Genomic DNA, 10,121 nt, shown 5'->3' with positions numbered 1-10,121 from the left:
TGCAAGTATTAAAAATTAATCCACGTGGCTATTGCTACGGTGTTGTAGATGCGATGGTTATCGCTCGAAACGCCGCACTCGATAAAACATTACCAAGACCTATCTACATTTTAGGTATGATTGTGCATAATAAACATGTCACGGATGCTTTTGAAGCAGATGGCATCATCACATTAGATGGCGAAAATCGTTTAGAAATTATTGAACAAGTTGAAACTGGCACTGTTATTTTCACAGCGCATGGTGTTTCACCTGAAATTCGTGAAATTGCGAAGCGGAAAGGCTTAGTATCCATTGATGCTACATGTCCTGACGTAACAGTTACACACGATTTAATTCGTGAAAAATCAGCAAATGGCTATGATATTATATATATTGGTAAAAAAGGCCATCCCGAACCAGAGGGAGCAATTGGCGTTGCACCAGATCATGTGCATTTAGTGCAATCCTCTACTGATATTGATGCCTTAAATTTAACAAATGATAAATTACTCGTAACGAATCAAACGACGATGAGTCAATGGGATGTCTCTCATTTAATGGATAGTTTAAAAGAGAAATTCCCACATATTGAAGTGCATAAGGAGATTTGCTTGGCAACCCAGGTACGCCAAGAGGCAGTAGCTCAGCAAGCTGGGGAAGCAGATTTACTTATTGTTGTTGGTGACCCAAAATCCAATAACTCGAACCGTTTAACGCAGGTGTCTGTTGAAATAGCAGGGACACCATCTTATCGAATTGCAGACGTTTCTGAGCTAAATATTGAATGGTTAAAAGGAATTAATTCCGTCGCTGTAACAGCAGGTGCCTCAACACCAACACCAATCGTCAAAGAGGTTATTTCATTCCTTGATCAATTCGATGAAAATGATGAATCAACACATAGCATTAATCGTACAGTTACATTAAATAAAATTTTACCTAAAATTAAAACGCCAAAGCCTGTTGACAAAATTATGCCTTACTAATAAAAAAATCCTGATTGTTAAAATAGACAATCAGGATTTTTCATTATTTACTAAAGTAATAATTGACCGGGCGACCAATGCCTCCATAGTGCACATCCATCGTAATTTCCTCTTGCTTTTCTAAATAATCTAAGTATCGTCTTGCTGTTACGCGTGCAATACCTACACCACTGGCTACTTCTTCTGCCGATGCTCCTTCTACAGATTGCAAATAGTGAACAACTTTCTCCAGTGTTGCACGATTAAAACCTTTAGGTAAACTTTTCTCTGACCGTAAGACATTTGATTGCTGAACCTCATTTTGCCCACCATGATAATGGAATAACTGATCAAGCTCTCCTTGTGTTAACTCATGCTCAGTTTGCATTTGCTCTTTGAAGCGCAAATAATTTTCAAGCGTTCCTTGCACTCGTTCAAATGAAAAAGGTTTCATAATATAATCAAAGACGCCAAGATGCAGGACCTGTTTTACAGTTTCCATATCATTAGCAGCGGTTACCGTAATTACATCTACTGGTAACTCGAGCTCACGAATTTTCCGTAAGCTTGTCACTCCATCCTGCTCCGGCATGAAAATATCCATAAATACTAATTCTGGTTTAAGTTTTTGAATTTGAGCAATTCCTTCAACTCCATTTGAGGCTTGTCCAATTACTTTAAATCCAGCTACCTTTTCAATAAATTGGCGATTAACTTCTCGCACCATTGGATCGTCCTCTATTAATAAAACCTTTGTTTGTGTCACTGTTAGCCCTCCATACACTCTGTTCTATCTCTATATGTGTAAATTTTCACTTTAGGAAGCTATCTAAAAGAACGTCACACTGTTCCTATAGAATTTCTCACTTCTACTTCAACTATAAATATTAAGTTCCTTGACTTTCCACTTCCTAGAACGTCAAATGAACCCCAAGTAGTCGCCCAGTTTATACTCTAATCAAAAAACAAATGTTATCCTCAGCCTTTGGTGATACGCCTATTACGTATGGTAAAAAGTTATTAAAAAGCTTGTTCCTTTATTCGGTTCACTTATGACTTCTATTTCTCCCTTTCCTTTTTGTACAAGTTCTTTTATTAAATAAAGTCCAATACCTCGACCTTTTTTCTCTTTTGTTGAATAGCCATTATCAAAAATATGCTCCTTCACCTCATTTATCATGCCTATACCATTATCTGTTACTAAGATTGCCAGCACATCCTCATCCTCATCAACAGAAACTTGGATCATTTTTTCTTCCATTTGTACATCCCTTAATGCATCAAAAGCATTTTCAATCAAGTTACCAAATAAAATAACGAAATCATGATGGTCTAAATTTTTCGGGAATTTTGTCAAACGGCTTTCTCTATCTATCTCCAGTAGAATTCCCTCTTCTTTCGCATGGGAAATTTTACTAAGTAAAAGCCCTGAAATATTTTCATTTTTAATCCGTTCATTTAAAAAGTTTGTAATTTCATCGTGTTCTGCTTTTACTTGCGTTAAGTAAGAAAGTGCTTGTTCATGATGGCCAAGCTGCAAAAGACCAGCAATTGTGTGCAATTTATTTTTATGCTCATGTGTTTGTACGCGTAATGCTTGTACAAATGCCTTCACACCGGTTAATTCCTCTGCAAGCTTTTTCACTTCTGTACGATCCTTAAACATGGCCACAGCGCCAACCGTTTTTCCATTAACTTGTATAGGAATACGATTACTCATAATGCTATGATCATTAATATAAAGCTCACGATTGAAAATAGGTTGGTCTAGCTCCAAAATTTCTGGTAATCGTGTATCAGGTAACACGTCAAAAATTTTCTTCCCTAATAATGTTGATGGTTGTTTGTGAACACCTAATATGACAGATGCTTTTTCATTAAATATTGTGATTGTCAAGTCATTATCAATGGCAATAATCCCTTCATGCATTGCGTTAAAGGTTTCTGTTCGTTCGACATACATTTTAGCAATTTCATGGGGCTCTAGCCCAAACATTTGCTTCTTCATATGAAGGCCTAACGTATGAGCCCCCCATGCACTAAAGAAAAGAGACAATAAAATAGTAATCATTAATTCTGTTTGAATAGATTGCAGTAACTCCGCAACAGTTAAAACACTATATCCTACTACTACTACACCTATTTGTTTTCCTTCCTTACTCATGATCGGGACGAATGCCCGCACCATATCTCCATCTTTACCATGTGCGATGGATGTATAATAATGCTCAGAGAACGCTGCGTTTAGATCACCTGATTGCGAGACTTGCCCGATTTCTTCTGTATTTGGATGTGAGTACTTGCGCCTTTGCATATCAAGGACAACAATATACTGCGCGCCATTTATATCACGTATTTCTTCCACTACAGGATTTATGTGTTGCGTAGCCTCATTAAAATTATTATTTGCGATGTAAGTTTTCAGTTCAGGAAGCTGTGATACTGTTTTTGCCACAAGTAAAGCCTGATTTCCAAGCTTGTCCTTTTGTTCATTCATGACATAGCCTAGCAAAAATCTACCACCTATACTAAAGGAGAGCATGAGAATAAAAAAAGTCAGAGACATAATTTTTCTCTTCATCGATATTTTTTGAAATTTCAAGATGTACGCCTCCCTCTCACTATATTTTAGCTTACCCCATATGTTAGAATAACAAAAACATCAGAAAATACGAATAAATTGGGTGTAATAGATGAAAAAATTTATTATTGGCACAATAGTAACCGTTTTACTATTAACGATAGCGATTGGTGTTCAACAAGGCTTACTTTTTGCTAAGCCTCTTCCCTATGACGATGAGCAAAAAGGCTTGGATACACAAATTACGATTCATTTAAGTCATGTGGTAGCTGAGAATACACCAAAAGGACAAGCGGCAAGTAAATTTGCAGAGCTTGTTGAGGAAAAAACAAATGGTGAGGTGAAGGTACACGTCTATCCAAACTCCTCCTTGTTTAATGATGAAAATGAGTTTCAAGCTTTGCAAAATGGAGAAGTAGAAATGATTATCCCTACTTTTTCAAAGATGACCTCCTATATACCAAATTGGCAGGTTCTTGATTTACCTTACCTTTTTAATACGGATGACGAAGTTCATGAGGTTCTTACAGGTTCGATTGGTGAACAGTTGTTAAATGAGCTTGAACCTTTTCATATAAAAGGACTGAGCTTTTGGCATAATGGCTTTAAACATTTAACCTCTGTCAATCATCCTATTCATACATTTGAAGATTTAAAAGGCTTACGAATCCGTACAATGCCAAGTAAAACTCTTGAAAAGCAATTCGAGGCTGTTGGGGCTACACCAACCCCAATTTCCTTTAGCGAAGTTTTTACTGATTTAGAATCGAAAACCATCGATGCTCAGGAAAACACTGCGTCAAATATTTATTCTAAAGGTTTCTATAAGGTGCAGAAGCATATGACCTTAACTAAGCATGGCATTTTAGGATACGCCGTTTTAATTAATGATAATTTTTGGAAATCTCTACCTCCAAAAATTCAAAAACAGATTATGGAGGCTATGAAAGAAACAACAGACTGGCAATTTGAACAGGCTGTAGAAATGAACGAAGAAAATCTGCAAAAACTTGAGCAGCAAGAGAACTTTGAGATTTATACGATGAGCAATAAGGAACGCCAACGCTTTAAAGAACAACTAGCACCTGCCTATGATTTTTATAGAAACAATGTACAAAATAACGATGTTTTATCGGAAATTGAAAAAATTGTTTCCCCTTAAAGTGAAAACTTTAAACATTGAAATATAGGATCAATACTTTTGTTCATTAATGATAAAATCCCCACTAGCGTGGGGATTTTTTTCTATTGTATTATAATAGATTCTAAAATCACAAAACTACTATAAAACAGCCTCAAGCCCTTGATATTACTAGGTTTATTCACCCTTCTACTAAAAATGAACAAAATGAACAATAGAAACATTACGGTCATAAAAACTATTGTCGGAAAATTTCAGCTATGATAACCTCATGAAAGCGTTCACATAATATTCATAAATAGTGTTAGGGGAGAACTTTATGCGTATAAATTTTAAAAACTTAACCGTACAAGTACTGATTGCTATTGTGCTAGGTATTATTGTAGGTGCTACGTTTCCAGAGTTCGGAGCGCAGTTAAAAATATTAGCAGATATTTTTATTAAATTAATTAAGATGTTAATAGCTCCTATCATTTTCTTAACAGTTGTTATTGGAATTGGTAGTATGGGCGATGTAAAAAAAGTTGGTAAAATTGGTGGGAAGGCATTAATCTATTTTGAAATTGTCTCTACTTTCGCACTAGCAATCGGCTTAATCGTTGTCAATATTGTACAACCTGGTAAAGGCTTTAATACAGCAGCTGCAAACGGTGCAGATGTTTCTCAATATACAGAGGCGGCAGCCGCTACAGAACATGGTATTGGTGCATTTATTATGCAAATCATTCCTGAGAATGTTGTCGGAGCACTTGCAAATGGAGAGTTATTACCTGTTTTATTCTCAGCTGTTTTATTTGGCATAGCTGCTGCAGCTATTGGTGAACCAGCTAAACCAGTTATTAAATTTTTCGAACAAGTAGCAGATATATTCTTTAAAATTGTTAATATGGTCATGAAGGTTTCACCGATTGGGGCATTTGGTGCTATGAGCTACACAATCGGTAATTTCGGTCTTAAATCACTAGGAAACTTAGGATTTTTAATGCTTTCCGTTTATATTACAATGTTTATTTTTATCGTATTCATCATTGGTCTTATTACACGTTACTTTGGATTTAGTATCTTTAAGTTTATTAAATATATTAAAGATGAAATTTTTATCGTTATTGGGACATCATCATCAGAATCTGCCCTTCCTTCAATGATGCGCAAATTAGAAAACTATGGTTGCTCTAAGCAAGTCGTTGGTCTTGTCATTCCAACGGGGTACTCCTTTAACTTAGATGGTACGTCCATTTACTTATCTATGGCGGCTATTTTTATCGCACAGGCTTATGGAGTTGACTTAGATATTTGGCATCAAATTACATTGCTTGCTATTTTAATGCTAACATCTAAAGGTGCGGCCGGTGTAACAGGCTCAGGCTTTATCACACTCGCGGCAACATTAGCAGCATTCCCTATGATTCCAGTAGAGGGGATTGCACTTTTAATCGGGGTCGACCGCTTTATGTCAGAAGCCCGCGCCGTTACAAACTTAATTGGTAATGGTGTAGCAACAGTTGTCGTTTCAAAAATGGAAAAAGAATTCGATCCAGAGCAGGAAAAACGTGCTCTTGCAGGAGAAGTTACAACTCAACAATAAAAACGAAGGCTGTCCGAACGTGAAAAATTTCACATTTTCGGTAAGCCTTTTTCATTGTTAATATTCTTATTGATTCCGTTTCAATTACTATGTATATGATAGAGTTCATATATTTCGTAAAATGGCCATTTTATGAAAATTTTTGTTGAAGGTGAAACCTAGAGTTAAGCTTCCCCGTATAGTAAGTAGATTGGAGGCTTTTTTTATGACTACTTTTACCCTTACCTACCCAAAAGCTTTCGAAAGCTTTTCAAGTATTCCTATTGTGAATGAACAACATGAGACAGTTTGTTTGCTACAAAAGGTTGAACGTTCATCCGTTGGAAAAGTAATCAACGCTGTTATGCTAGTTGCTGCACAACAGTCATTACCACATCGCTATGAAACACGCACTACTTTAGGAGCATCACTTTTTCAAGTGCAATCTACACTATTAACAAAGGGGGTTAGCCATCAGCTTATTATGCCAGATGGATCCATTTTACCGATACAACGGAAGACGGTTCAATTACTTGAATCCTCCTACTCTTTTACAATGGATGGACTCGCTTTTCGCTTTGAAAAGGATTTTACTTCAACCGCCTATTTATATTGTAATGATGAAAAAATAGCAAGCGCTAGTAGTATAGAAACTGAACTTGTACGTACTGGTATATCTTTTAAAATTTTCAACTCTGACGATACGCTCTTTGTTGCTTTGCTTGCAACTCTGTATCAGGCTTTATTCTCAATGAGTAATAAGTAGAACGGTGGTTCGTTTCCATTCCAAGTGGACACTTTCCTAGGGGTTTCAGTCGCAAATTCCTAGGAGTCGACCGGCCTCGCCTCAATTCATATACATAAAAATTCGTTTTAAAAAGATATGAACGATAAAACTCCTATTGCTAGGGTTTTTTTTGATGGTAGAAATTATATAAGTAGTTTTATTGCATACAACTACATCGCTGATTTTCTTAAAAGCTAGTGATTATATGTCTTCCACTACTGCTAGAATCATTCAATATATTCCGGGACACGAAATAAATTCGCTTTGTTTTGACCATTTTAAGCCGTCCTTCTAAAAAAGGAGTACACTAAAGAGGTAGAAATACTATACATTTGGAGGCATTTAAAATGGATACAAAAGCAGCAGACATTAAAAATTTAATGACGTTAGATCTACTTGTTCAAATTCTAGAGGAACGCGGTATTATGACAGATAGGGAATTAAAAGAACGTCTCACTAATAACGTTAAACTTTCCTCTATGGATGCAGATTTAAAAGAAAAAGTCATTAAAGAAATAAAACATTAATGGAATGGATGGCATATCAAAAAGGGCCGCTTCCTAATAAAAATACTGTAAGCGGCCCCTTTTTAAATATGCACTTTTAGTTCCTTCACATGTACAGCAGTTCCTGTTATAGAAATATTCAATTTCCCCTCATCTTTTTTTACATGTACATGCACACGCCCATCCTGATAGATTTGTTAAAGTGTATAAAAATTCTAAAATGCCTATTATCTTTTTTGATTCAACAAAACGTCATTTTCCATTTACAAGTGAAGGGCTTACCTATGAAACAGCTCATTGGGAAGCATTAAATAATGGTTCTCATACGACAATTTATTTATCTGACAACGATGCAAATAGAGAAGATGCTTGGTATTTCTATTTAAAAGATGAAAAAGAGATAGATATCCTTTACAAAGAGATTTTTCAAAAGATTGAAACATTAAAAAGATAGATTTTCATGTATTTTCCACTCGAAAACCAGCGTATTCGAAAATTCTCGAATACGCTTTTAATTTGAGAAAAACAACAATCAAAATAGAGCCAAATAAAAAAAGCAATATGCACTTTTTACTGTACATACTGCTTAAGGTCTTTATCGAATTGTTTTTAACGCTGTTGCCCAAGGAATAAGTTGATCAAGCATTTGATTTACTGAATCTGCTTGCACATCCTTTGGTTTAAATACTGTACCGTTTTCGAAATCTGTAAATAAAGATAAAGCAGGATGTACGCGAACATCCGCTACTAATAATTCACCAAGAATTCCACGCAAATGTTCAGCTGCTCTTGCACCACCTACAGAGCCGTATGAAACAATACCTGCGGCCTTATTATTCCATTCCACGCGTAAGTAGTCTAATGCATTTTTTAGTGCACCCGTAATGGAATGGTTATATTCTGCAACAATAAATACAAAACCATCGCATGCAGCGACTTTTTCTGACCATGTAGCTGCACCCGAAGCATCTCCACCTGGCTCGCCTAGAAATGGTAATTTAAAATCTGCGATATCAATAATTTCATATTCCGCATCTCCGCGTTTTCCAGCGACTTCCTTTACCCATTCGCCCACTTGTGGACTTAAACGACCTTCACGCGTACTCCCTAAAATTACCCCTATTTTCAACACATTACTCCTCCTTCATTCATCCCAAATTGTGACCGAATCATTCATTGAACTAAAAATGGTTCTCTTAACCATGTTGTACAGGAATCCATTTCTTTATTCAATACATAGATGGTTAATGAAACCATTGTTTTTTACTTCGAATTAAATTATCTTTAATCCAAGATAAAAATATCATATATTTATAAAAAATTCCAATTATTTAATTCGGATTAAATTATTTTATTTTAATCGGTCTTTCTAATGCTGCAAGCTCATCCTCAATCGATGCATATTGTCTTTCTACAACATATTTTGCATCTGAGATAGCCGCATTATAAATATGTGGAGCAATATTCTCCTTTATAAAGTCTAATACTCTTTCTGCTTCAAATTCTGAAATATCCTCATCTCGATTATTGTAGAAAAATCGTTGAATATCAGCTATTATTGTTTCCTGTTGTTCTTTTGTTAAACGAATAAACATTCCACAACTCTCCTCTCATTGCCATTTATACTCACCTATCATAACACTCTAAAATTAATCCATGCATACACAAAAAGACTGAATTATAATAAATACAATAATTCAGCCTTCATTATGTTGAAAAACTAATATGTCAATGAGATTAAGGTGTCCTATTAAATTAAGTACGGCTCTATGGCAAAACGAGGGGTTGATTTCCGTTCCGGCTTGGCACTTTATTGTTGCTGTCGCTATGCTTTCGCACAGATAAAACAATTGCTGACGCTTCGCTTTCGCACAGAGCAAAGCTTCCTGGGGGCGTCCGATGAGCCGCTTCACTCGCGTTGCTCGCTCCAGGGTCTCGGGCCAACAGATGTTTTTTGCGCGAAAGCGAAGCGGCAGCAGCACCGATGTTGGTCACGAAGGCGTTATCACAGGATGTGATGGTTTTAGCCTTCGTTCCTCTATCGCTAATCCCCAAGGAGTCGCCAAGCCTCCACTCCAATCAGCCAATTCACATAGCATAAGTTTTCTGGTCTCTAATTTATAGTGATAAAACAATACCTTAGCACTTGAGTTATATCTGTGCGAAAGCCAGCGACAGCAACAATAAAAGTGGAGGAAGCGGCTCGACTCTCACTACACAGGAAAGTGAGTAGCCTGGAATGGAAATCACCCTCATTTAAAGAGCAAAACCATTCACCAATATTTCCTTGAACATATAGTTTTTAACATTAAAAAGACTGAATTATATTTAATTCTATAATTCAGCCTTATTATTACTGGTTACATTTAAATGAATAGTTTGTTGATAGAAAACTCTTTTCCTTTGAGACGATGGCTTCTCCACCGTCTTTTTCACATTGCTCGGTCATAGCATCAATTTTTTTGGCATTCATTGTATTTGTCATAAATGTCATGCCTATCCGATACGAAAAACATATACATTTCTTAAAAAATGTAAACATCTCTACTGTGACACAACTTATATCTTCCGACTTTCGTATTTGTGTCTTCCTTA

The 10,121-nt window shown here is 36.1% G+C and carries 11 protein-coding genes; 6 read left to right on the top strand and 5 right to left on the bottom strand.

Going from position 1 to position 10,121, the window contains the following annotated elements; all coding sequences use genetic code 11:
* Positions 1-968 (top strand): 4-hydroxy-3-methylbut-2-enyl diphosphate reductase (locus tag ACFXN8_RS21060; protein WP_386847513.1); only part of this gene is annotated, 968 nt, incomplete at its 5' end.
* Between the two features lie 43 nt (positions 969-1,011).
* On the opposite strand, the gene ACFXN8_RS21055 is transcribed toward ACFXN8_RS21060, so the two are convergent.
* Both ACFXN8_RS21055 and ACFXN8_RS21050 read right to left on the bottom strand, forming a co-directional pair.
* Complete coding sequence (locus ACFXN8_RS21055; protein ID WP_386847512.1) at positions 1,012-1,713, bottom strand: response regulator; 702 nt, start codon at positions 1,711-1,713, stop codon at positions 1,012-1,014.
* A 234-nt stretch (positions 1,714-1,947) separates the two neighbouring features.
* Positions 1,948-3,528 (bottom strand): ATP-binding protein, encoded by a 1,581-nt coding sequence (locus ACFXN8_RS21050; protein ID WP_483869465.1) that lies wholly within the window; start codon positions 3,526-3,528, stop codon positions 1,948-1,950.
* 112 nt (positions 3,529-3,640) lie between these two features.
* Here ACFXN8_RS21050 and ACFXN8_RS21045 point away from each other — a divergent pair, with 112 nt between their 5' ends.
* The 5 genes from ACFXN8_RS21045 to ACFXN8_RS21025 all read left to right on the top strand — a co-directional run bounded on the left by ACFXN8_RS21045 (position 3,641) and on the right by ACFXN8_RS21025 (position 7,980).
* Positions 3,641-4,690: a TRAP transporter substrate-binding protein gene (locus ACFXN8_RS21045; RefSeq protein ID WP_386847511.1), complete on the top strand. Its 1,050-nt coding sequence runs from the start codon at positions 3,641-3,643 to the stop codon at positions 4,688-4,690.
* A gap of 298 nt (positions 4,691-4,988) precedes the next feature.
* On the top strand, positions 4,989-6,254 hold the full coding sequence (locus ACFXN8_RS21040) for a dicarboxylate/amino acid:cation symporter (protein WP_376074578.1): 1,266 nt from the start codon (positions 4,989-4,991) through the stop codon (positions 6,252-6,254).
* A gap of 205 nt (positions 6,255-6,459) precedes the next feature.
* Complete coding sequence (locus ACFXN8_RS21035) at positions 6,460-6,999, top strand: tubby C-terminal domain-like protein (RefSeq protein WP_386847510.1); 540 nt, start codon at positions 6,460-6,462, stop codon at positions 6,997-6,999.
* Positions 7,000-7,367: 368 nt separating this feature from the next.
* Entirely contained in the window at positions 7,368-7,547 is a 180-nt protein-coding gene (locus ACFXN8_RS21030; protein WP_386847509.1) for a hypothetical protein, read from the top strand.
* Positions 7,548-7,728: 181 nt separating this feature from the next.
* The gene (locus ACFXN8_RS21025) at positions 7,729-7,980 is read left to right on the top strand and encodes a hypothetical protein (protein WP_386847508.1); all 252 of its coding nucleotides are present in this window, start codon (positions 7,729-7,731) and stop codon (positions 7,978-7,980) included.
* Positions 7,981-8,121: 141 nt separating this feature from the next.
* On the opposite strand, the gene ACFXN8_RS21020 is transcribed toward ACFXN8_RS21025, so the two are convergent.
* The 3 genes from ACFXN8_RS21020 to ACFXN8_RS21010 all read right to left on the bottom strand — a co-directional run.
* Positions 8,122-8,658, bottom strand: a complete 537-nt coding sequence (locus ACFXN8_RS21020) for an NADPH-dependent FMN reductase (protein ID WP_376074584.1) — start codon at positions 8,656-8,658, stop codon at positions 8,122-8,124.
* Positions 8,659-8,872: 214 nt separating this feature from the next.
* A complete protein-coding gene (locus ACFXN8_RS21015; RefSeq protein WP_386847507.1) occupies positions 8,873-9,121 on the bottom strand; it encodes a DUF2164 domain-containing protein in 249 nt (82 codons plus the stop codon).
* 758 nt (positions 9,122-9,879) lie between these two features.
* The coding region (locus ACFXN8_RS21010; protein ID WP_386847506.1) for a hypothetical protein at positions 9,880-10,121 on the bottom strand (242 nt) is incomplete at its 5' end.

The organism is Lysinibacillus sp. NPDC059133 (genome assembly GCF_042755925.1).
Taxonomy (GTDB): Bacteria; Bacillota; Bacilli; order Bacillales_A; family Planococcaceae; genus Lysinibacillus.
Note: the sequence above shows the minus strand (reverse complement) of the source record. Positions and strands in the feature narration are given on the sequence as shown.